The organism is Rhodohalobacter halophilus (genome assembly GCF_001715195.1).
Lineage (GTDB): Bacteria > Bacteroidota > Rhodothermia > Balneolales > Balneolaceae > Rhodohalobacter > Rhodohalobacter halophilus.
The window spans coordinates 24751-46372 of record NZ_MDWE01000042.1 but is presented as its reverse complement, the minus strand read 5'-3'; the positions used below and the strand labels follow the sequence as shown (position 1 = coordinate 46372).

The following is a 21622-nucleotide window of genomic DNA, read 5'->3' as shown; positions in this document are numbered from 1 at the left end:
TTCAGTTGGTGTTATGTTTTTTTAAAATGGTTTTGGATATCAGACGTTGTCCCGGTCGCGAATCAGGAACTGGTGATCCACTTTCATGCACCGGTTTTGCACCAGGGTGATCCCATTTTGCTCAGCGATCGCTTTTTGATCCGGGTGATTCCCGGTGCCCAGCTGAAGCCAGATAATATTTGGGCGGATGGCGATGGATGCCTCAACAACTGCGGGTACCGACTCGGGTTTCACAAAAATGTCGACTGCATCCACCGCTTCGGGAATTGATTTCAGGTCGGGGTAAGCTTTGACGCCCAGTATCTCGTCGGCCCCGGGGTTGACGGGGTAGATGGTATATCCGGCCTTTTGAAGGTACCGGCCCACAAAATGGCTGTCTTTGTGCCGGTTGCGTGAAAGCCCGACGATCGCGACAGTCCGGATCCGGTCGAGGTGCTGCTCAATCCGGTCGGTCTCATCCGACAACTCCGGAGTTGCCCGCATCTTTGTTTCATACCAGTTGTTAAATGTGCTTTTCAAGGGTCCTGCAGTTTGGAATTAAATTGGATTCAAACAAAAAAAGCCTCTTCCGAAAATCCTGCGGGAAAGATTTTCAGAAGAGGCTTTATACAGAACCTGTGAACTACAGGGGAGCCAGACTTCTTATCTTTCCCTGTCGCGGTTCATTCAAACCGTGACGGGCAGGATTTAGCACCTGGCCCCCGGATAAACCGGGGCGGTTGCTAAGGTTTCACAGGGCCTGTCCCTCCACCTTTCTTGATAAGACTCAGTTTTGATAAAGAACGATGTTCAGTTAAACTGAACAAAAAAGGCCCTGCTGTTTCCAGAGGGCCATCAAATAAATTATTTCATGAAAAGTTACCCTCTGTACGATATGTAGCTATGCATACACATACACATGGTACAGATTGCAAAAATGCCGCTATGTCGGGTAGAATTTTTCATTGGCTTTAAGATATTGCTGTCTGCAAAGAAAATGCAAATTTATTTTTCAATTTTGTGAAATCCGGTTTCCGCTTCACCGTTCAGCGGGTCAGTTGCCGTTCCAGTCAATCCCTGAAAATGCCTCCTCACCATAGAGAACCGGAAGCGTCAGCGTGGTGCGTCCGAGGTCGACCGTTAACTCCGTACCCGGTTGCGGCCAAAGGGTATACTCTTTATCGCTTGAAAAGATCATCAGTCCGATCTGCTGCCCGGCGGGAATGATCTGATCGTTAGGCTGAAGGTCAAACTCAACGGTGTAAAACGTTCCGGGTTCGAGCGGTTCACTCTGGTGGATGGAGCTGTGATTCTGTGGACTCGCCCACCCTTTGGTGATGATATTGTCGGTAATTTGAGAGTTCCGCCCGTCATTCCACGGCAGGGAGACCATCCAGACCGTGAGGTTGGCAGCCGGCTTGCTGCTGGCCAGGGTTATCGATACCGATGCAGCTCCCGAGATGTGCACCGAATCGGCAAGTTCGGGCGTCAGGTAGATCAGCCGGTGACCGGTCCACTCAGCCCGGGCCAGTGATGAACCGGTAAAGGAAAAGTTGTCGGTCAGCGTTTCGGTGCCCTGTTTGGCAGGCCTGCTCAGCGTCAGACCACCGCGTTCAGGGGCTCCGGGCGACAGATAGAAGGTAACGTCAGAGGCTGCGGGGTGAGGGAAGTCATCATACGGAGTGGGTTCGTCACGCTCATCGCGTTCCCGGACAATCCACGAGCGGGGCAGATCTTCAACTCCGTTTTCAACCCCAAAAAGATACCGTGTAAACCACTGGTTCATCAGTTCATGCGGAGGTTCTCCGCCGTGCCCGCCCTGGTGATAGTACACCATCGATGGTACACCCATCTCTTTCAGTTTTTCATACGCATGATAGGTGTGCTCAGGCATAACGTTCCAGTCATTAAAGGCGTGTGCAAAAAGCGTAGCGGCTTTGTAGCCATCCATTTGTTTCAGGTAGTCGCGCTCTTCCCAGAAATCGTTGTAGTCGCCGGTTTTGCGGTCCAAGCCCTCTGCCATAATTCCATCCCGCATGGTGCGGTTGTTATACTCCCGTTTCGATTCGTCACCGCTGTGCACAAAATCATAAAGTACATCAACGTCTTCACCAAGGTAACCGCCCGGCGAACGTACCAATCCGTTAGATCGGTAGTACATATAAAACGAAGTCACAGGAGCAACAGGAATTATCGCCTTCAAACCATCTACACCGGTTGTTGCGGCAGCAAATGGTAAAAATCCGTTGTAGGAGGTGCCGGTCATACCTACATTTCCATTGGTCCAGTACGCCTCAACGATCTCATCTCCATCGCGTGTAGAGTATCCGTTTGCGCGTCCGTTTAACCAATCAATCACTGCTTTTGGTGCCAGGGCTTCATTTTCACCGCCAACAGAAGGGGATCCGTCCGACAATCCTGTTCCGGGTGATGTTGAGTGAACGACGATAAAGCCTCTTGGAACCCAGGTAGCGATATGCGAGTTGGATATGATCGGGCGTTCTCCGCGTCGCTGCACATCCGGTCCCGGTTTTCGAGTAGGTGGCTCCTCGCCCAGTTCCTGTTTTACATCCCAGAAGAAATCGTATGGCGGGCGTGCCGTGCCGGCGTAATAGGGACTGGTTTCATAGATTACAGGAAGTTGAAGGTCACCGTTTTCGGTTTGGGCAGGTCGTGTTACCGATACATACATTCGGTCCGGTTTTCCATCACCGTCGGTATCAAAATCGGTTTCAACCCATAGATCATGGCGGATCCACTCTTCCGGATTGTTAAATGCTTCTATCACCTGTGCCTGGCCGTCTTCAATTACAGGAACGGTGATTGAGGACGATTGAGCGATTGACGATGATGTGACGAATACAATGAAAAAATAAAAATGAAACAGTGCGGCAGCCAATTTTTTCATGGAAGGTAAAATCTTGGGTTGAGGTTTGTCTGAAATGTAGATCAAAAGATTGTAACGGGTTGTAAATCTCTGGGAAGATGATAAACAGTCGGTAAACGATCAATACCCAAAATTTCGTACCCAGTTCTCTTTTTCGCGCCACTTTTCACGCACTTTCACGTGCAGGTCCAGAAATACTTTTTTACCGATAAATCCTTCGATCGCTTCTCTTGATTTTATTCCCAGCTCTTTGATGGCCGCACCTTTTTTTCCAATCAAAATTCCTTTCTGTGATTTTCGGTTTACGATGATATCGGCGCTGATTCGGTCTATATCTGTGTCTGCATCGTAATTTACCACATCGATGGTGCAGGAGTAGGGTATCTCTTCATCAAATTGCAGGAATAGCTGCTCACGGATCAGTTCAGATACAAAAAATCGTACCGGATGTTCACTTAAATCCTCTTTCGGATAGTAGGGAGGGCCGGGAACCAGGTAGGTTCGAACAGCTTGTAATAACTCATCCACGCCTTCACCCTGCAGTGCAGAAACGTAGTGAATTTCCTTGAACCGCAGTTTCTCTTCAAGTTCACGGACTTTCCCTTCGGCTCGTTTTTTGTCGGCTTGATCCATTTTGTTCACAACCAGAAAAATCGGCTTGTTGATGGTTTTTAGAAGCTCGATCACCTCATCGGTAGGAAACCGATCGGTCGGATCAAACAGAAAAAGGATTACATCGGCATCGGCTCGGGCTCGTTCTACCGTGTTCATCATCGCCCGCTGGAGTTCATATTTTGGAGAAATAACTCCCGGAGTGTCCAGAAATATGATCTGTGTATCATCATCTGAAAATATTCCCACAACCTGGTGCCTGGTGGTTTGTGGTTTGTGAGTGGTGATGGAGATTTTTGTGCCCAAAATCCGGTTCATCAAGGTCGATTTTCCGGCATTTGGTTTTCCGATGATGGCTACATAGCCCGACTTATGTGGTTGATCAGTCAAATTAATCTATTTAGTAATTGTAAAAAAAGTCCCCTCTTGAGAGGGAATTGGGGGTGTTGAAAAATTTATACTGCAGTTACATTGAAGTTATTTCTCATTGGCTTCATCCATGATTTTCAGATACTCTTTCACCGTGCGATCCAATCCCCAGAAAACAGATTTTGAGATGAGCGCGTGGCCAATACTGATATCCTGCAAATAGGGGACTTCCCGGATCAATTCACCCAAATTATTGAGGTTTAATCCATGTCCCGCGTTCACGGTCATGCCAAGTTCATGAATCAGTTCAGCGCCTTTCTTCAGTCGGGATAACTCTTTTTCTCGTTCGGTGACCGTTACGGCATTTGCATAAACGCCGGTATGAAGCTCAATGACATCGGCACCCAGTTTGTGTGCCAGTTTGATATCTTCCGGGTTTGGATCCAGAAAGAGACTCATCTTGATACCGGTTCCTTCAAACTTCGGAAATACCCGGTTTTCAAAGTCATCATATACTTTTTTCATGTTCAGTCCGCCCTCGGTCGTGAGCTCTTCGCGGCCTTCGGGAACAAGCGTGCAGAGTTCCGGTTGGATCTCTTTGCAAATTTTAATCATCTCGTCTGTGGCAGCCATCTCGAAATCGAGCAGACCTTTCACGGAGTTTTTTAATCGGTAGACATCCTCATCGCGAATGTGGCGGCGATCACCCCTCAGGTGAAAAACGATTCCCGCAGCTCCGGCATTTTCACAAACTGTTGCAGCATCGACCGGATCGGGATAACCTTCACCGCGGGCATTGCGAAGTGTTGCCACATGATCGATATTTACAAGTAATTTCATGGTTTTGTATGTTACTTTCGTTTTGCTCAAAGATACAACATCCCATTACCAATTGTGAACCGGAAAGCCAACATGTCATCAAATCGATTGCCTCTTTTGTTACTCCTGTTTCTGATGCTGAACGCCTGTGGTGTGGTTCCCCGCGACGGTGCTCTTACATCTGCACCGGATGAAGAGCCCCCGGCTTCAAGGCCGATAACAGCTTCTGTTTCATCGTTCGATCGTGTTGTGAATCAACTTCACAGTGCTCACAGAGAGTGGGAGGGGACACCCTACAGATTAGGGGGAACGGGCATCAACGGAATTGACTGCTCTGCATTTACACAAGTTGTTTACCGCGACTTTTTTGGTGAAGATCTCCCAAGAAATACGAGGGAGCAACTGGGCACCGGATCCGGAGTACGCCGGGAAAGCATTCGCCCCGGTGACCTGATTTTTTTCAGAACCGGTCGAAATGTGCTGCATGTTGGCATTGCAATGGAAGAGGGGAATTTTTTGCACGCTTCGGTCTCAAACGGCGTCATGATCTCTAATTTGGCTGAACCGTATTGGGCCGGGCGGTATATAGGAACCCGCAGAGTCCTTTGATGGACTGAAAATGCCAGATTGAAAAAATCGGGATAGACAAGAAAAAACTGCACATTTCTCCCTTCAAATTGTATCTTTACACGACAGCGCGATTTTGATCGTTAACAGGCTAAAGAATGGAGTATACCTATGATCAGACCCATGATGGGGCGCAGAGTAAAGCCCAAAAAATTTGAAATTCCGCTTCGGTACTACAATCCGGAAGAGGAAGAGAAACGCAAAAAACGGATTCAGATAAAAACCCGTAGCCTGAGCCGACAACGGCGCGAAAAGAGCCAGAATCTTCGCATTGTGATTTATGCTGTGGCGCTGGCCGCTGTAATTTTCCTGATGTCAATTCTCTGAAATAGAAAACTAACTACTCAAGAATAAGCTGTTGAATCAAACCGGAGAAACGGGGCAATCTATTATTCGAACCATGCCCCCCGAGCTTTCCAACAAAATTGCCGCGGGTGAGGTAATTCAAAGACCCGCTTCCGTAGCCAAAGAACTTCTCGATAACGCCGTTGATGCCGGAGCCGACCGAATAAAGCTGATCGTTATGCAGGCCGGGCGAACTCTCATTCAAGTGATAGATAACGGCTGTGGAATGTCGGCTGAAGATGCAAGGCTTTGTTTTGAACGCCATGCCACATCAAAAATTCAGTCGGTAGATGATCTGTTTCGAATTCGGACTATGGGTTTTCGAGGTGAAGCGATGGCATCCATAGCATCCATCTCGCAGGTTGAGATGAAAACCAAACGGGTAGAAGATGATTCCGGTATTCTGCTTGAAATCTGGGGAGGAGAGGAGAAACGTTTTGAACCCGTTGCCACCGATGACGGGACATCTGTAGCTATCCGAAACTTGTTTTACAATGTGCCTGCCCGCCGTCAGTTTTTAAAAACGGATGCCACGGAACTGAAACACATAATCAGAACCTTCCAGAATATTGCACTGGCAAACACAGAGATTGAGTTTGAACTGCATGCCGATGGGGATAGAATTTACCATCTGCCCAAACAGGAGCTCGAGCAGCGGGTGGCCGATATTTTTGGAAAGCAGTATCGAGCCAGTCTTATTCCGTTCAGTGAAGAGACCAGCTACGTGAAAATTCGTGGTGTACTTGCAGATCCAAAATTGGCTAAAAAATCTCGGGGAGAACAGTTTCTTTTTGTGAACGGTCGGCCATTCCAGCATCGCTATCTAAGTTATGTAATATTAAGTTTGTATGATGCGTGGACAAAGCAGAATGAGTATCCGTTTTACGCAATATTTCTTGAGATAGACCCCGGTCAGGTTGATGTAAATGTTCATCCTGCAAAGATGGAGGTAAAATTTGATGATGAGCGAAGTATTATTCAGCTGGCTCGATCGGTCGTAAAAAAGGCACTTAATGAACACTTTGTAGTGCCGGATGTTGGTAATTCAGACTTCATGAATTCCGATTTTGACCTCAGTTTTGATCAGGTGAGTCCGGGCGGTTCTTCAGGCGGTCAGTTTCAGAATCGAAGCAGTCAATCGGAACCGGTTCAGTTCCCGTCAAGGATCAACTTTAGGGAGAGAGCCGGATTGGATGGCAATGAAAGTGCAGAACAGCTCTACGGCGACGCATCGGCACAAAGCGATCAAGCTGATGATCAATCAGAGAGAACAAAGCAGAATGAGAACAGCCGGGATAAAACATTCTGGCAGCTACATAACCGCTATATCCTCACCCAAACCCGTACCGGTTTGACGGTAATTGATCAGCATGCGGCACACAAACGAATTATTTACGAAAATACCTTGAGTGCAACCGAAGAATCATTGCCGTTCACTCAGCAGCTTCTGTTTGCTCGAACGATAGAGCTGAGTGCCACGGAGTTTTCCTTATTGAAGGAGTTATTGCCAATTATACAGCGAATGGGATTTAGTATTGATCTGCTCAGCGGAAACACAGCCATGATCAATGGTGTACCGGCCGATATTGATATCGGGGATGAACGGCAAGTTCTGAGAGATATGCTTCATCAATATCGCGATCTGGACAAGCAATTGAAGCTGGAAGCCAGAGAAAAAGTAGCGATCGCTTTTGCATCGCGTACCGCAATTCCGCGAGGAAAACGCCTCACTCAGGAGGAGATGGAGATGCTGATTGATCAGCTTTTTGCGTGTGAAGAGCCCTACCAGGATCCGCTGCAAAAGCCGACACTCATCTACATGTCGATGGATGAAATTATGCGAAGATTTCGGTAATCCCCTCGTCTGACGACTTTAAGAAAATCCAAGCTATAAACTCAACCAGGGGAATTTCTTAAAATTAGGTTTTCGCTTTTCAAGAAAAGCATTTCGTCCCTCTTCAGCCTCGTCGGTCATGTAGGCCAGGCGTGTGGCTTCACCCGAAAATACCTGCTGGCCAACCATACCGTCATCCACCAGGTTGAAGGCAAATTTAATCATACGAATGGCAGTCGGGCTTTTCCCTAAGATCTCCTGAGCCCATTCAAATGCGGTCTCTTCTAGTTTTTCATGCGGAACAACTTCGTTTACCATACCCATTTCATACGCTTCCTGAGCGGAGTAGTCACGGCCAAGGAAGAAAATTTCGCGCGCGCGTTTTTGACCCACCTGACGTGCAAGCAGTGCCGAACCAAATCCACCGTCAAAACTGGCAACATCGGCATCGGTCTGTTTAAAAACGGCATGCTCTTTACTGGCGAGTGTCAGATCACAAACCACATGAAGACTGTGTCCGCCGCCCACAGCCCAGCCGGGTACCACACAAATAACGACTTTACTCATGAATCGGATGATGCGCTGAATATCGAGGACATTGAGTCTTTGCACACCGTCACCACCTTGATAGCCACGCTTGCCACGCACTTTCTGATCTCCGCCTGAACAGAAAGCCCAGCCGCCATCTTTTTTTGAAGGGCCTTCGCCCGATAGCAGAATGACTCCGATCGAAGTATCTTCCCGGGCATCAATCAGCGCCTCTTCCAGTTCAAAAAGGGTTTGTGGGCGAAATGCATTGCGAACTTCCGGCCGATTGAATGCGATTCGGGCCACACCGTCTCGTTTTCGATACGTAATATCTTCGTACTCTTTTACAGTTTTCCAGTCAGACATGAGTTGATATAAGTTTTTTTAGAGATTTTATGAGTAAGTCGGGACGATCGGCGTGAACCCGGTGTCCGGCATTTTCGGCAACAATTAGTTCAAAGTGGCTACTCAGTTTTGATATTTCAGTCATCCGATCCACGTATTTCTGGTCGTTTGAACCGGCCATAAGATAGAGAGGTACTCGCAGTTGATGCAACTTTTCACACACCGGAGGCATCACGCCGGCCCCGAATCCTTTCAGAGAGTAGGCCAGATTCCGGGGTGATTGATCTTCCATGATGTTTCTATACAGAAGTGATGAGGTTTGATCCTCGGATTGAAATAGTGGCATACCCATCCATCTATCCAGGAATGTTTCGAAATCACGTTCAATTTCTAAAGCCCGTTTTTGGTCAACCTCCACTCGCTCTTTTCGAGTTGATTCATCATCAATTCCGCAATGTGAACTTTCTATAAGTGCACCGCGAAAGTAACTGGGGATCGAGGTCAGCAACTGAAATAGTAACCGTCCGCCCATACTGTAACCGTACACATACAGATTTTTAAACTGAAAACGATCTAATATTGACTTGCTCTGTTCTGTTTGACGTTCGGCGGAAAAAAGATTCACATCATCGGGTGTTATCGTTTTGCCATGACCAATCAGATCGATCGTAACAGGATTACAAAAAGCCTTAAGCTCGGAAAGAATATTGCTAAACGCTCGACCCGATCCCATGAAACCGTGAAATAAAATCAGATGAGGCAGCTTGGAATTATTTTGATGTATTTCGGCGTGGTAAACCACTCCCTCAGCATAAAGTTTCATCTCAAACTCCCCAGAGAGTTTTTCTCATTCTCATCGATGCTTTGGAGTCAGTTCGCACCTCAACAATTTTGTGCTTTGTCACACGAATTGGTGTGAACCGGTCCAGTTGATGAACAGAATCAATGAGTGAATAGGGGATGCCATACGCATTGGCCAGATGTTCTAAATCAACGGCTTGCGGTGTGAGAAAACATTCTTCAAAATACTCTCTGTTGTCAGAAACCGGAAGCATGTTAAAAATATTACCGCCTCCGTTGTTCACTACAACAAGTAGAAAAGGCTCTGAAGCTTGCCTGATACTTAACAGGGCGTTGGAATCGTGTAAAAATGCTAGATCACCGGTTATGCAGCAGGTCGGTTTTTCTGTTGAAGCCGAAATGCCGATGGCTGTGGAGATGATCCCATCTATACCGGCAGCCCCTCGGTTGACAAACTGAAATTCCCCGGATGAACCAAACATCGCCATATCTCTGGGTATGAATGAGTTGGAGAGCATGATATTCCATGCTTTCGGCAGTGACCGGTCAATTTTTTGAAAAAGATGGCCATCGGTTAGTTTACCTTCCGCTTTAATGGACTTTTCTAACTCTTTCTGTGATTTCTGATCGTACGATTTCCATAGATTCAGCCAGTTCTTTTCAGGGTTGAGTTCCGTTGACTCAAAATGTAGCCGATCGACCGGGGAGAGGATAATTTTATCAGTCACAGACAGGGTATGATCCTGGTCTGAATTTCGTGCTGTAAAGTGAAAAGTTGGAATCTCATTCCACTCCTCCAAAGCCGTCAGCACCGATTTAGTGTAAGGCTGATCGCTGAAGCGGAGTATGATGTCAGGTTTTAGATCATTTCTAATTTCAGATGACCTCAGAAACTGTTCATATCGATGAATTTGCTGGTTGCCTGCGTTAACTCCACTTCCCGGTTCAGCAATGACGGGAGCATTCGTTAGCTGAGCAACCTCAGAAAGCTGTTGAGACAATCGGTATGCCGGATCTGCCGGTCCTGCAATGATTAACGGGCGAACCGACTCTGACAGTAACGTTTTTAAACTATCTCCCGGATAAACGGTTCGTTGTGCCTTCTGAAATTGGAGATCAGTTTTTGATGAGAGGTGTTTATCCAAGCGGGTTTTTTCAGTCTCAATTTCATCTACTGTCGGTTCCAGCGGTTTACGAAAAGGGAAATTGATGTGAACTGCACCGCCTTGTTCAGTTGCATGACTCACGGCCTGCTTTGCCAAATACCGAAGTCTTCTAAGATCCGGCACCTCAAAACGGGGTTCACCGGCTTCATGAAAAAAGACTGTCTGATTGCCATAAAGTTTTATCTGATCTACTGTTTGTGAGCTGCCGATGCCCCGTAAGTTCGGAGGGCGGTCGGCAGTTAAAACGATCAATGGTACACCCGATTCCTTCGCCTCTGTGATGGCCGGCATATAGTTCACAGCAGCGGTACCAGAAGTGCAGATCAGAACTGCCGGGGTACCGGTAGACTTGCCAATGCCGAGTGCAATAAAGGCGGCACTGCGTTCATCCAACACTATCTGTTGTTCAATCCCATCGTGTATGGCGGCAGCAAAGGTGAGGGGAGTGGAGCGAGATCCCGGAGAGATCACTGCATGGCGTACTCCGGACTGATAAAGTGAGTGGATAAATTCACTTGTCCATCGAAGGTGACTATTCATGGTAGTCGTGTGAACCTGTTAGGGATTCCATCATGGGCCGGAACTTTAAAAGGGTTTCATTCCACTCTTTATCGGGGTCGGAATCTGCTACGATTCCACATCCTGCATAGAGTGTTGCACGGTTTTGGTGAAGCAGTGCACTTCGGATGGCAACAGCAAATTCTCCGCATCCATTCAGGTTAAACCAGCCAACCGGTGCCGCGTACCACCCTCTGTCGATCTGTTCAATTTCGTGAATGTATGAAACGGCCTCCTCCCGTGGAAATCCGCCAACCGCCGGAGTTGGGTGAAGTTCGCGAATCAGATCATGAATCTGCACTCCCTTTTTGATGGATGCAGAAATAGGTGTGAAGAGGTGTTGAACATTCTTCAGCTTTTTAATTTGAGGCATTTCCGGGTTTTCAATTTTCTCACTGAGAGGCTCCAGGTTTTCCTGGATCGCTTTCACTACAAACTGGTGCTCTTCCCGGTCTTTTCGGCTTTGAAGAAGATCTTTGGCAAGAACTTCATCTTCTATGGCACTTTTACCTCTGGATGTACTTCCTGCCAGGCCTTCCGTCATAAAGACCTGATTTCTGAACGATGCAAGCCGTTCCGGAGTAGCGCCTATAAATGCAGTCTCTTCATCTTTCTGAATCATAAAATTGAAGCACTCCGGATATTTTTGCCGAAGCTTATGAGTCAATAGAGTAAACACCGGCTTATGCTTGGATTCGACATCCACCGATCGTGCCAGTACAATTTTTTCAAACTTCTCTGCCGAGATCATCTTTCGGGCACGATCAACCTTTTTTACCCACTTCTGTTTATCCTCCGGAGATTGAAGTGTACACAGAATGGACGATGATTTAGGTTCCTTGAGTGGTTTATCCTGTAATCGGCCTGATAGGTTTAGGAAATCTGTGATACGGCTGATGATAACCTGATAAATTTCATCCGGAGAGCAATTTCTTCGATCTATAGTAAGAGTAAGCAGGTGTAGCTGGCCATTTTTTACAATAAGCCACTCGGGAAGGACGAAACGAGCCCCGCCAAATTTTTTCCAAACTTTTCCAATATTGTGATCGGAAAATGAGTAGCCCCCTAAAAAGAGTGGGCCGGCCATGGAGTGTTTAATGGCTGTGTAGGCTTCAATTTGATTTTTCATGGAGCGTGTCTGCGCAGAAATTTCACCAAACCGATCTTTTCCCGTCGATTTTAACTCTCTGATACATCCCGCGGCTGCTATGGCAATGTCGTTTTCAGGATGGTCCCAGTAGTACTGCTGACGGTATTCACTGTTCAGCTCCAAAGCGGCTAATGGATCAATTGCTGCAATGGGCAGCGTAACTGAAAGTATGGGCTTTTTGGATTCTTTTATCTCTTTCAAAAACCCGGTAAATGAAGGCGAGTCAAGAGCTTCAATAAACTCGGTGGGAGTAATGTGATCTGAAAAATCTATATCCATGTGTATGTTTCAGTCCGTCATCTTTCAATACTTTCAATATAAATTGAAAGTTTATCATTCCAAAACAGAAAAGTTAGTGCTATCCTGTTGGAACACAAAAGAGTGAGAGAGCTGTGATAATCAAAGATTTACTGAGATCAATCAGGCGTAAAGTCTGTAGCTCTGATTGAGGTTCTGCTACTCTGCGTCGTCTTTCTGGCCGGTTTCAAACGGGTTCTGAATTCCATAATCTCTCGGATTGTAATCTGCCAGTTCAAAGTAGTACTCCCATGCCAGGCGACTCTGACCGTTGTTATCAACCCAGTTTGGATGGCTCTGCTTAATCAGTCCAACAACACGTTTTGCGTAGCGTACCCGCTCCTGATGGTCGTCAATTCTTGGGATGGCGGCAATCATCAAATCCAGATTGTAGCCGCAGTCGTAGTCTTTCGGTTTATCTTGTTCGAGAAACATAGTCAATTTAGAAAGGAATCAATTTGTTCTTTTATGATGCTCAAATCTACAATTTTTCCATTACTAAAGAAAAAGAGATAAAACCTCTTTCGTCAACAGCTGTTTTGAAAAGGTTTGATTAGAAAATCGCGTTTAAAAATCCCTATATTCAGCGCAAAAGTTTATCGCTCAAAGAGAATGTATTATGATTCACAACTCAATAATTGATACGATTGGAAACACGCCGCTGGTTCGGCTAAATAAAGTAACCGATGGCCTTAAACTTACGGTTGCGGCAAAAGTTGAATATCTGAACCCGGGTCAGAGTATCAAAGATCGGATTGCCCTGAAGATGATTGATGATGCTGAGGAGAAAGGATTGATCAAGCCCGGCGGAACCATTATTGAGGGAACCTCAGGGAATACCGGAATGGGATTGGCTTTAGTTGCTGCAGTACGCGGATATAAATGTATTTTTACCACTACCGATAAGCAGAGCCAGGAGAAAATTGATCTTCTGCGGGCGTTGGGTGCCGAAGTTAGAGTATGCCCAACCAATGTAGAGCCGGACGATCCACGCAGCTACTATTCGGTAGCTAAACGGTTAAGCGAAGAGATACCAAATTCATACTACCCAAATCAGTATGACAATCTGAGTAATAAACAGGCTCACTATGAAACCACCGGTCCGGAGATATGGGAGCAGACCGAAGGAAAAATAACCCACTACGTGGCAGGGATGGGAACCGGGGGAACCATTACCGGTACTGCAAAATATCTGAAAGAGCAGAATCCCGATGTGAAAGTGGTTGGTGTGGATAGTGTGGGATCTGTATATAAAAAATATTTTGAAACCGGCGAGTTTGATAAAAGTGAAGTAAAACCCTATCTAACAGAAGGAATCGGTGAAGATATCATTCCCAAAAATGTGGATATAAATCTTCTGGATGCAGTCGTTCAGGTGTGTGATAAAGATGCATTTCAAATGACGCGGCGCTTGGCCAAAGAGGAAGGGCTTTTTATTGGCGGTTCGTGCGGCGCGGCCGTTCACGGAGCATTACAGTATGCCCGAGAAAATAACCTTGGTGAGAACGATCTGATGGTGGTGATTTTACCTGACAGCGGCACCCGATATACCTCAAAAATCTACAATGATGAGTGGATGAAGGAGCACGGTTTTCTGGATTCTTAACACCATGAGGGGCTGTGCCTAATTATAGAAAACTTCGGAAGAGTTTGAGATTTGACAGATGTGTCGTTCTGTTTTGTCTATTTATACTTGTTTTAGCATGCAACAGTGAAACAGATAATATGAGTGACGTGCCGATTCTCTCCTTGGAATCAGCAGATGTTCAAACCATCAAAAAGAGTGCATTTACCCTGACATATGAGGGTGAATATCACGACTCGCTGTTCATCGAACACATTCCTTCAATTGATGTGGCCCCAAATGGTGTGGTGTATATTTCTGCAGAAAGGCATCGTGTAAGAGCGGTTTATCAGTTCTCACCGAAGGGTGAGCTACTTGATACGTTAGGCCGATATGGAAATCAGGCCGGAGAATTTGAGAGCATCAGAAATGTCCGTGTAAATGGAGATACACTGCATGTTTTCGATGATCAGCTTCGCAGAGTTACTAGGTTTGATTTGGAGCATAATCAAACTTTGGGGAGTACTGAGTTCCATTCAGCATTGTATCAAGTTGAAGATGATTCGGTGGTATATTTCCCTGCACCCATTCAGCTTATGCAGGACGGAAACTATTTAATTGAGTATCGAGACGACAGAGATCCGGCTATATTTTACGGTAGGTCACGATTTTATCGAAGAGGTAACCACGATGGGGAAATACAGAAACTGAACCTTTTTTCGCTGAAAGAAGATCATTTTCTTATTGGTGATCATGCCGGTCGGCCTTCAGCATTTCAGCTACCTTATCCGGAAAGGTCGTTAATAACAGAGACAGTAAACGGTGTTTTCTTTACCGCCCGAACTACAGAGTTTGAAATAGTGGAGCGAGATTTGAGCGGAGAAATCATCAGAAAAATTACATACCCATTTGCCCGTGCAACGTTGGATGCAGAAAGATTGGTCAGCGAACAGTTCAGCCATAACCGTCAGTTACAACTTACTCGTGAGAGTGCAATTTACCCGCAAACCTGGCCGGCAATCTACACCATGTTGACGGATGATTCAGGTAATATCTGGGTGGCAATGATCCCCGAAAATGAAAATGTATTTGAGTGGTGGATTTTAAACCCTGTTCATGAAACGAGCCCTGTGGAAGCTATTTTTAACTGGCCAAGAGAGAGCATGATTCAAACTGTAAAAAATGGCAGTGTTTATGCTGTTGAACAGGATCATGACGGTTTCAAAAAAGTGGTACGGTATTCAACTCAACAGTTGTAGTTTAGCCAAAGAGCTTCTCAAAGTTGGTTTTAAAGTTAGGTTTGATCACTCCTTTTTCGGTGATGATTGCCGTGATTAATTCGTTTGGCGTTACATCAAAAGCAGGGTTAAATACATCCGTTTTTTTGGGAGCCGTCCGTTTACTCCCAAAATGGGTTACCTCTTCGGCATCACGCTGTTCTATTTCAATCTCTTTGCCTGTTTCCAGGTCCATGTCTATCGTAGAGTAGGGCGCAGCTACATAAAACGGAATATTGTGAGCGTCAGCCAGTACGGCGAGGGAGTAGGTTCCAATTTTGTTTGCCGTGTCACCGTTTTTGGTGATTCTATCTGCACCCAAAATAACCAAATCCATCTCACCCTGCTGCATTAGATAAGCAGCTGCAGAATCCACATTCAACTTAAATGGAATGTCAGCTTTCTGCAGTTCCCAGGCTGTAAGGCGCGATCCCTGAAGCAGTGGACGAGTTTCATCAACCCAAACCTGTTTCAGTTTTTTTGCATGATGAGCGTGCAAAATAACCGAAAAGGCTGTTCCGTACTCTCCGGTTGCCAACCCTCCGGTATTGCAATGGGTGAGAATTCTGGCATTGTCCGGAATCACTTCAAGCCCCACTTCACCGATTGATTTGCAAAGTCTGCGGTCTTCGTTGTGAATGGTAACGGCAGTTTCGAGTATGGTCTGTTTTATATCGGTAATTGGCTGATCTTTCACCGCATAGATCGTTGCCATCAGGCGTTTTAACGCCCACGATAAGTTAACGGCTGTGGGACGCGCAGAATTTAGGTACTCCGCTATTCGATCGGCCTCGCTGTAAAACGATTCGAATGAGGTTTCTGTGACGGTTTTTAATCCAAGGTAGAGGCCATATGCACCCGCAATGCCGATAGCCGGTGCCCCCCTGACTTTCAGTTTTTTAATTGCATCCCAAACCTGTCCGGCCGATGATAAATTCAGATAGACTTCCCGTTCAGGCAGATATGTCTGATCAATAATTGTTACATGATCTCCATTCCAGACAATGGATTGAAATGGCGGTTTAAAATCCATAATGATTGTTGAACTGTTTTATTAATTGGAGGTGCAATTCAAATATAATGAAAAGGCAGCATCATCCCTTATAGGTCGAACCCTTCAGTGAAGATAGCAGGTATAGGGAATTCCCCTATGGTCCGATAATGGGAGATATCATCATCAGATCGGGATCTGCATGTGGTAGGGTTTTCATTGAGTTGCTTATCATAGTAACAGAAACAAGAAGAGATGATGAAGCAAAAATCGAAAGGTTTGAAATTTCGTCAATCTGTTAATTAAACTTTGAGAGGTTGACATTATGATTTTAAAGAAAAATGTAGGTTACATCGATTCGGTTATACGGGTTTTAATCGGAGCCCTGATTGTAGGGGCTGGACTCTATTTTGATAATTTCTGGGGATTTTTGGGGTTAATCCTCGTTTTTTCGGGAACAGCATCGTTCTGCCCGATTTATCAGTTATTAAAATTAGAGACTACCAAACCCAATATTGAGAGAGCTAATTGATTATTGTTTGATTGACAATTGCTTACACAATGATGCAGGCTTAAAAGTCTGCGATCATATCTGTCGAGATAGGTTAGGAGCCGGCTTTCTGACTGAAAGCCGGCTCTTCTTTTTTGTTTCAATTTCTTCAGAATAAAGCTCCATATTCTTTAAAAATGTAGACCGGTCGTACAATATTAGGAGTGCTTGATTTACTTGAAATTATAGATCATATTCTGCCATGGCTCTCAGACTGATACAGATTATTACCCCGGAGAATTACGATGCCAATGAAGAGTTTATCGCCCAGGAGGATGTGATTGAGCAGTGGGTGGACGACTCCGTCTCAGGCAGAACAACGATCCATATTTTGGCCGATGTGGAGCTCACCGAAAAGATCCTGGAAGACATTGATAAAAAAATTGGACACAGGGATGACTATCGTGTAATTCTGTTGCCGGTTTCTGCCACCATTCCAAAACAGGAGCCAAAAGAAGAGAAGGGAGATTCAGCAGAACAGAAGCAGAAAGAGAAAGATCAGGAGGAGAAGCGTGTAAAACGAATTTCCAGGGATGAACTTTATGAGGAAGTTAAAGCCGTTGTAGACAGCTCCTGGGTCTATTTTGTATTGATTGCCCTCTCATGCGTGGTTGCCGCAAACGGCTTGATTCGAGATAGTGGCGCCATGGTGATCGGAGCCATGGTTATAGCACCTATTTTAGGACCGAATGTCGGGCTTTCACTTGCTACAACATTGGGTGATAAAGCCCTGATGATTCGATCCATGAAATCGATTATGTATGGATTCTCACTCGGAATGGCGCTCTCTATTTTGATGGGATTTTTGATTCAGTTTGATCCGGATGTGTATGAAATCTCATCTCGTACGGTTGTGAGCTTTGCCGATATCGCGCTTGGACTTGCTGCGGGTATTGCCGGCTGCCTCTCTTTCACAAGAGGAATTTCTGCTGCGGTAATCGGTGTAATGGTTGCAGTGGCGCTGCTACCTCCAATGGTTGCTACCGGTTTGCTAATAGGCAGCGGAAGGTATGATCTCGCATTTGGGGCCGGAGTTCTTACTATCACCTATGTGATCTGTGTAAATCTTGCCGGGGTTGTTACATTTCTTCTTCAGGGAATAAAACCCAAAAGCTTTCGGGAACGACGTGAAGGAGAAGAGCTCAGCCGCTATGCCATCATTATCTGGCTCACTCTTTTGGCAGGTCTGGCCCTGATTATCTATACACAGTTTATGTAAAAAATCAGCTCAGGTAATGTTCAGGATTCAGATTCAACTCTGAAGCATAACGGTTAAGTAAATCCCGTTTATACTTTTCGAGAGAGCCGTTATTGCCCATAACAATTTCTGATATGGTACGGTTGCTAAACAGGTAGGTACTCACTTCATTCCCATAATCCTCGGATATTTTCTCTTTTATAGGCCCGAAAAATTCATTTTTGGCCCGCTGAATTTTCTGCTTTCTGAGGTTTATTTGGTTCATCTCTTCTGATGTGGGAGATTTTCTGGCCGGTGCGGAGGGAGAGAGCCCAAGGTTTTCTGCCTCTTTCAATACCTGTTTTATCAGCTTCTGAATTTTGTTCTGATAGTGCCGGTTTTTAATTCGCCTGAAAACACCTTTCTGTTCTGTCCAGTTTTGGACACTGCTTGGGTCTTCAATTATTTTGTAAATCAATTTTTTACTGAAAATCTGGTAAGAGGGGCGGTTGGAACTCTCGGCTATCTCTTCACGAAAGGTCATCAAAGCTTTAAAAACGTGCCACTCAGTTTCTGAAAGTCCTCGCTTATCTTTCTCTTTAATGTAGTTGTTAATGTCTGATCCATCGTATTGTATTTGGTCCCAGGCACCATTCTCTTCCCTTATCCATTTCATTATTTCCGAGCCATTCATGGAGTTGAGCAGACTCTCTTTTAAATCAAATAGGTGTAAAACATCTTTGGCCGCATATTGAATTTGATTCTGCTTAAGCGGACGTTTAAACCAATTGCTATCCTGAGACGATTTACCCATGTGAACGTCCAACACATCTTCAACGATATTGGTCAACGATGCCGGTGGATGATTTAGGAGTTGAGAAGCAATTCGAAGGTCAAAAATATTTTTGGGCCGGCAGCCGATATAATGGAGCAGCCGATGATCTTCCTGAAAAGCAAAGGCAACTTTTTCAATTCCTGAATTTTCGAGTACGGGAAAGAGCATTTCAGTTTGAATCTCGTCGCTTAACGGATCAATCAGGTGACAGTCTTCACCGTCAAATAGTTGAATCAGGCAGAGATTAAATCCGTAGCGATACCGGTTTCTGTCAAATTCAAGATCGATTGCGATTTGGTCGGTAGATTCGAGATGGCGGACGACAGAGCTGAGCTCTTCATCCTTGTCGATATAGCGTATACTCATAAATTATTATTGTGAAATGTCAGGCGAAAGGTATCAAGAACTCGAACTTATCAAAAATAGACTTTGTAATTGTTGGTGATCCGCCAAAAATTTCTGCTAAAGATGGAAGAATTGGATAGTTTTTGGCCATGAAGAAATCAAAGAAAATGTTGATTATCGGTAAGGTGTGGCCGGAGCCAAACTCATCTGCTGCCGGCAGCAGAATGATGGAGCTGATCGATATTTTTCAGCAAGATAGCTATAAAATAACATTTGCCAGTGCTGCATCAGACAGTGAATTTGCGATAGATTTGAACAGCATAGGGGTGCATAAGAGTTCTATATGCATGAATAACTCTTCCTTCAACAAGTTTATAAGAGATCTGCAGCCGGATGTTGTCATGTTCGACCGTTTTATGACGGAGGAGCAGTTTGGATGGAGGGTGGCAGAGGAGTGTCCGGACGCGGTGAGAATTTTGGATACCGAAGATCTGCACTGTCTGCGATCGGCCCGGCAACATGCATGGAAAAGCGGACAAAATTTTACCCCGGAGATGCTCCCGGATGAAGAAGTCGCCAAGCGGGAAATAGCGAGTATCTACCGGTGTGATCTTTCTCTGATAATCTCCGAATTTGAGATTGAGTTACTGCAAAATCAATTCAAGATACCAGAGAACCTGCTTTACTATCTGCCATTTTTGATGGATGACGTACCGTCCAAATCTGCGGTTTCGTTTGATGAACGAAGTGATTTTGTTTCAATCGGAAATTTCCTGCACGAACCCAATTGGAATGCTGTACTTTGGCTAAAGGAGGAGATCTGGCCACTAATCCGCAAAGAATTACCGAGTGCAAAACTGAATATCTACGGTGCTTATCCCTCGCAGAAGGTACATCAGCTGCACAACCCGAAAGAGGGATTTTTGGTCCATGGATGGGCTGAGTCAGCCGAAGAGGTAATCAGTAAGGCAAGAGTTCTATTGGCGCCCTTACGCTTCGGTGCCGGTTTGAAAGGAAAACTGGCTGATGCCATGCGATTCGGAACGCCGAGTGTAACCACAACCATCGGAGCCGAAGGAATTGCTGAGCCAAAAAAGTGGCCGGGAGCTGTTGCAGATGATGCGGTTGAGTTTGCAAAATGTGCAGTAGATCTTCACGAAAACAGGGAGAAGTGGAAGACGTCTCAGCAGACAGGCTTCAAGCTACTGAAACAGAATTTTGATAAAGCAAAGTTCGCAGATAATTTTCTAAATCGTGTGGCTGATCTACATGAAAATCTGCAGAATCAAAGAAAAAAGAATTTTACCGGCTCTATGCTGATGCACCACTATCAGCAGGGGACCAAGTATATGTCGAAGTGGATTGAAGAGAAAAATAAACATTGAAATAAAACCGATTGATAATGAAAATCGTCTTTTTAGATACCAAAACAGTAGGAACACCGCCAAACCTGGATCAATTGAAAAAGCTTGGTGAAGTTACATTTTACCCGTCCACGCGGCCGGATCAAACCGAAGAGCGGATTAAGGATGCGGATATTGTCATCACAAACAAAGTTGTTCTGAATGACGAAATGCTATCAAAGTATTCCGATCAATTAAAGATGATTGCCATTGCTGCAACAGGCATGAACAATGTGGACATGGATGCAGCTGAGAAATACGGAGTGGCTGTAAAAAATGTTGCTGGTTATGCAACTCATAGTGTTGCCCAATCTACGTTTGCAATGTTATTCAGGCTGATGCAGGATTTGGACTATTATGATGTGTTTATCAAGAGTGGAGATTATACCGAAAGTGAGATCTTTACGAATACGGACATCACGTTTCATGAACTGAGGGGGAAACTGTTTGGAATTATCGGTCTGGGGACGATCGGACAAAAGGTGGCGCAAATCGCAGAGGCATTTGATGCTGAAGTGGTTTACTATTCAACCTCCGGAAAAAATACAGATCAGCCTTACAAGCGACTGGAATTGGATGAAATGATGGAAACATCGGATGTGGTTTCCATCCATGCCCCGTTCAATGAGAATACAGACAATTTGATTGCCTACGAGCAGATCAAAAAAATGAAGAGCTCGGCGATTTTGATCAATACCGGAAGGGGACGTATTGTGAATGAAGCAGACCTGGCCAAAGCGATAGATGAGGGATTAATAGCGGGAGCAGCACTGGATGTTTTTGAAAATGAACCTATGGAAAAAGAGAATCCGCTGCTCCGGGTTAAAAACAGTGAGAGATTGCTCCTAACACCACATATCACTTGGTCGAGTGTGGAAGCCCGAACCGAGTTGATTGATGGGGTTTATGCGAATATCAAAGAGTTTCTGGATAGGCGGCACCTGAAAGCGTCCAGGCAATAAAAAAATTACGGGATGGGGATTTTTTTAAAAAATCGTGCTACGGGATGAAGAGGCGTTTTAAAACTTTTTGTTCCGTACCTGACGGTACTGTTGTTGTTTTAGGGTTGCAAATCTCTACCCATGTTTCGTCCCTATGGGACGGAGGGTTGTGAGTGGTCATACTATTTGATTTCAGAAAAAATTTTAGTCAGTTTTTTTAAC

General features: G+C 45.3%; 19 protein-coding genes, 1 pseudogene and 1 riboswitch. Of the genes and pseudogenes, 9 read left to right on the top strand and 11 right to left on the bottom strand.

Going from position 1 to position 21622, the window contains the following annotated elements; genetic code table 11:
- Nucleotides 1–39: 39 nt before the first annotated feature.
- The 4 genes from BG260_RS11335 to BG260_RS11320 form a co-directional block, all read right to left on the bottom strand.
- Entirely contained in the window at nucleotides 40–519 is a 480-nt protein-coding gene (locus BG260_RS11335) for a CoA-binding protein (RefSeq protein ID WP_218089762.1), read from the bottom strand.
- Between the two features lie 120 nt (nucleotides 520–639).
- A riboswitch (SAM riboswitch) is annotated at nucleotides 640–766 on the bottom strand.
- Between the two features lie 267 nt (nucleotides 767–1033).
- Complete coding sequence (locus tag BG260_RS11330; protein WP_069132734.1) at nucleotides 1034–2887, bottom strand: Xaa-Pro dipeptidyl-peptidase; 1854 nt, start codon at nucleotides 2885–2887, stop codon at nucleotides 1034–1036.
- Between the two features lie 99 nt (nucleotides 2888–2986).
- Nucleotides 2987–3868: a GTPase Era gene (gene era, locus BG260_RS11325; RefSeq protein WP_069132732.1), complete on the bottom strand. Its 882-nt coding sequence runs from the start codon at nucleotides 3866–3868 to the stop codon at nucleotides 2987–2989.
- An 87-nt stretch (nucleotides 3869–3955) separates the two neighbouring features.
- Nucleotides 3956–4687: a pyridoxine 5'-phosphate synthase gene (locus BG260_RS11320; RefSeq protein WP_069132730.1), complete on the bottom strand. Its 732-nt coding sequence runs from the start codon at nucleotides 4685–4687 to the stop codon at nucleotides 3956–3958.
- Between the two features lie 72 nt (nucleotides 4688–4759).
- Here BG260_RS11320 and BG260_RS11315 point away from each other — a divergent pair, with 72 nt between their 5' ends.
- The 3 genes from BG260_RS11315 to mutL all read left to right on the top strand — a co-directional run bounded on the left by BG260_RS11315 (nucleotide 4760) and on the right by mutL (nucleotide 7493).
- Nucleotides 4760–5275 carry an NlpC/P60 family protein gene (locus BG260_RS11315; protein ID WP_083750280.1) on the top strand — a complete coding sequence of 172 codons (516 nt, stop codon included), beginning with the start codon at nucleotides 4760–4762 and terminating at the stop codon, nucleotides 5273–5275.
- A gap of 129 nt (nucleotides 5276–5404) precedes the next feature.
- On the top strand, nucleotides 5405–5620 hold the full coding sequence (locus tag BG260_RS11310; RefSeq protein WP_069132728.1) for a hypothetical protein: 216 nt from the start codon (nucleotides 5405–5407) through the stop codon (nucleotides 5618–5620).
- A gap of 31 nt (nucleotides 5621–5651) precedes the next feature.
- Nucleotides 5652–7493 (top strand): DNA mismatch repair endonuclease MutL, encoded by a 1842-nt coding sequence (gene mutL / locus BG260_RS11305; RefSeq protein ID WP_245683961.1) that lies wholly within the window; start codon nucleotides 5652–5654, stop codon nucleotides 7491–7493.
- Nucleotides 7494–7526: 33 nt separating this feature from the next.
- On the opposite strand, the gene BG260_RS11300 is transcribed toward mutL, so the two are convergent.
- The 5 genes from BG260_RS11300 to BG260_RS11280 form a co-directional block, all read right to left on the bottom strand.
- Nucleotides 7527–8366, bottom strand: coding sequence for a 1,4-dihydroxy-2-naphthoyl-CoA synthase (locus BG260_RS11300; RefSeq protein WP_069132726.1), 840 nt, complete (start codon nucleotides 8364–8366; stop codon nucleotides 7527–7529).
- Nucleotides 8359–9168 carry an alpha/beta fold hydrolase gene (locus tag BG260_RS11295; RefSeq protein WP_069132724.1) on the bottom strand — a complete coding sequence of 270 codons (810 nt, stop codon included), beginning with the start codon at nucleotides 9166–9168 and terminating at the stop codon, nucleotides 8359–8361. The genes BG260_RS11300 and BG260_RS11295 overlap by 8 nt, the downstream gene beginning before the upstream one ends.
- Nucleotide 9169: 1 nt before the next feature.
- Nucleotides 9170–10852, bottom strand: coding sequence for a 2-succinyl-5-enolpyruvyl-6-hydroxy-3-cyclohexene-1-carboxylic-acid synthase (gene menD, locus BG260_RS11290; protein WP_069132722.1), 1683 nt, complete (start codon nucleotides 10850–10852; stop codon nucleotides 9170–9172).
- Nucleotides 10845–12299: an isochorismate synthase gene (locus tag BG260_RS11285; RefSeq protein ID WP_069132720.1), complete on the bottom strand. Its 1455-nt coding sequence runs from the start codon at nucleotides 12297–12299 to the stop codon at nucleotides 10845–10847. The genes menD and BG260_RS11285 overlap by 8 nt, the downstream gene beginning before the upstream one ends.
- A 177-nt stretch (nucleotides 12300–12476) precedes the next feature.
- Nucleotides 12477–12752 (bottom strand): DUF4290 domain-containing protein, encoded by a 276-nt coding sequence (locus tag BG260_RS11280; protein WP_069132718.1) that lies wholly within the window; start codon nucleotides 12750–12752, stop codon nucleotides 12477–12479.
- A 184-nt stretch (nucleotides 12753–12936) separates the two neighbouring features.
- Here BG260_RS11280 and BG260_RS11275 point away from each other — a divergent pair.
- Both BG260_RS11275 and BG260_RS11270 read left to right on the top strand, forming a co-directional pair.
- Nucleotides 12937–13917, top strand: a pseudogene (locus tag BG260_RS11275) (PLP-dependent cysteine synthase family protein); the annotation flags it as partial.
- Nucleotides 13918–14042: 125 nt separating this feature from the next.
- Entirely contained in the window at nucleotides 14043–15140 is a 1098-nt protein-coding gene (locus tag BG260_RS11270) for an NHL repeat-containing protein (RefSeq protein WP_069132714.1), read from the top strand.
- Between the two features lies 1 nt (nucleotide 15141).
- On the opposite strand, the gene mtnA is transcribed toward BG260_RS11270, so the two are convergent.
- Nucleotides 15142–16191, bottom strand: a complete 1050-nt coding sequence (gene mtnA, locus BG260_RS11265; protein ID WP_069132712.1) for an S-methyl-5-thioribose-1-phosphate isomerase — start codon at nucleotides 16189–16191, stop codon at nucleotides 15142–15144.
- A gap of 283 nt (nucleotides 16192–16474) precedes the next feature.
- Here mtnA and BG260_RS11260 point away from each other — a divergent pair, with 283 nt between their 5' ends.
- Entirely contained in the window at nucleotides 16475–16681 is a 207-nt protein-coding gene (locus BG260_RS11260) for a YgaP family membrane protein (RefSeq protein WP_069132710.1), read from the top strand.
- 220 nt (nucleotides 16682–16901) lie between these two features.
- Nucleotides 16902–17918, top strand: coding sequence for a TIGR00341 family protein (locus BG260_RS11255; RefSeq protein WP_069132708.1), 1017 nt, complete (start codon nucleotides 16902–16904; stop codon nucleotides 17916–17918).
- Nucleotides 17919–17922: 4 nt separating this feature from the next.
- Here the strand turns inward: BG260_RS11255 and BG260_RS11250 are convergent, their stop codons facing one another.
- Entirely contained in the window at nucleotides 17923–19077 is a 1155-nt protein-coding gene (locus BG260_RS11250) for a ribonuclease D (protein ID WP_069132706.1), read from the bottom strand.
- A 128-nt stretch (nucleotides 19078–19205) separates the two neighbouring features.
- Here BG260_RS11250 and BG260_RS11245 point away from each other — a divergent pair, with 128 nt between their 5' ends.
- Nucleotides 19206–20441, top strand: a complete 1236-nt coding sequence (locus tag BG260_RS11245; RefSeq protein WP_069132704.1) for a glycosyltransferase — start codon at nucleotides 19206–19208, stop codon at nucleotides 20439–20441.
- A 17-nt stretch (nucleotides 20442–20458) separates the two neighbouring features.
- On the top strand, nucleotides 20459–21421 hold the full coding sequence (locus tag BG260_RS11240; protein ID WP_176719484.1) for a D-2-hydroxyacid dehydrogenase: 963 nt from the start codon (nucleotides 20459–20461) through the stop codon (nucleotides 21419–21421).
- Nucleotides 21422–21622 lie beyond the last annotated feature (201 nt).